This window comes from Streptomyces sp. NPDC037401 (assembly GCF_055602345.1).
This window is the reverse complement of sequence record NZ_JBVJWO010000011.1, coordinates 117709-119259: the sequence shown is the minus strand read 5'-3', so window position 1 is coordinate 119259 and position 1551 is coordinate 117709. Positions and strand designations below refer to the sequence as shown.

Sequence of the window (1551 nt, the reverse complement as noted above, 5' to 3'; positions counted from 1 at the left end):
GCCCGGTGCGCCGAGTGCGGCGCACCGGGCCCTGCTCAGTCCTGCCTCTTGAGGAGCACGTAGCCGTGGGCCGTACCGGCCGGGGCGAACCGGGCCCCGGGGTGCAGCTGCCGGGAGTACTCCAGCGGGTCGGGCACCCAGCCGGAGGAGTTGTCGAGGGCGATCCAGTCGGGGACCACGCCCTTGGTGCCGCCGATCCAGAAGACCTTGCAGCGGGAGGTGAGCCGGGCGATGGGGCCGACGTCGGCCTCGACGCTGTCGCCGTCCGGGATCCGCGCGAGCAGCGCCTCCACGGCCTCGACGCGCTCGCTCTTCTCGTACGTACGGCCCTCCGCGAGCGCGGCCAGGGGCATGGAGGGGGTCAGCGCGAGCGCCGCGGCCGCGACGGCCGTGGGCACCTGGAGGGCGTACGAGCGCAGCCAGGGGCGGGGGCTGCGGCGGGAGCTGTCGACGGCGTCGGCCAGGGCCAGCAGCACGATGGGCATCAGGACGGCGTTGTAGTGCCAGTCCGTGCCCCAGTAGTGGTCGTCGGCGGACAGCATGCGCCAGCCGAGGGTCGGGGCGGCGACCAGCAGCAGCGGCGAGCGCAGGGCGAGCAGCGCCGTGGTCGGGAGCAGGATCCACAGCAGGGTGCGGAACTTGGTCCCCAGGCCGTCCAGCGGGCCGGCGTCCTGGAGCTTGGTCCAGTAGTCGTAGTCGCCGCCGGTGTTGAAGGCGGGGATGAGGACCCGGAAGGTGAGCAGCGCGGCGACCAGCCCGAAGGCGGCCGCGGCCAGGGCCCAGCGCGCGGTTCGAGGATCGTTTCTCCAGGCGCGCAGGGCGACCACGAGCGCGAGGGCGGCGACGGTGACGCCGAGGTCCTCTTTCACCAGCACGAGCGGCAGCGCCCACAGCAGCGCGGCCCGGTGCCGCCGGGCGAGGAGCGCCTCCAGGGAGAAGGCCAGCAGGGGCACCGCGAAGCAGATCTCGTGGAAGTCGAAGTCGGCGGCGCGCTGGATGCCCCAGGACAACCCGTACGCGACACCCATCGCGAGCCCGCGGGACCGGCCGAGGAGGCGGCCGGCGGCGCGGGTGACGGGTATAGCGGCGAGCGCGAACAGGGCGGACTGGACGACGAGGAGGGTGACGGGGCTGGGGAAGAGCCGGTAGGCGGGGGCGATCAGGGCGGTCACCGGGCTGAAGTGGTCGCCGAGTATGTGCGTGCCCGGGCCCTTGAGGTCGGCGACGGGCGCCTGGAGGTGCGCGTAGGCCCGGATGGCCTGCTCGAAGATGCCGAGGTCCCAGGAGAGCGTCTCCATGCGGCGGTATCGGAGCACGCTGATGGCGCCGTACGCCGCGAAGAGCAGCGCGGCCAGCGCGTACGGGTCCCACTGCCGTGGCGCCCGGAGGGCCAGGCCGGCCCCCCGTGTCCACCGCTTCCCCCGCTGCCCGGGCAGCCGGACGGCACGGACCTGCGAACCAGGGACAGGGGGGGCGGCGGGAGGGGGGGGGGGGGGGGGGGGGGGTGGGGGGGGGGGGGGGGGGGGGGGGGGATGGGGGGGGGGAGGGGGT

Annotated in this window: 1 protein-coding gene; it reads right to left on the bottom strand. The window is 75.1% G+C overall.

What is annotated here, in order from left to right:
• Positions 1 to 35: 35 nt before the first annotated feature.
• Positions 36 to 1298, bottom strand: a complete 1263-nt coding sequence (locus ACZ7H1_RS13950) for a DUF2079 domain-containing protein (protein ID WP_470786469.1) — start codon at positions 1296 to 1298, stop codon at positions 36 to 38.
• Positions 1299 to 1551: the final 253 nt, after the last annotated feature.

Bases quoted from the DNA above. Each gene is read 5' to 3' on its own strand.
- ACZ7H1_RS13950 (WP_470786469.1), bottom strand. From the start codon at position 1,298: ATGGAGACGCTCTCCTGGGACCTCGGCATCTTCGAGCAGGCCATCCGG.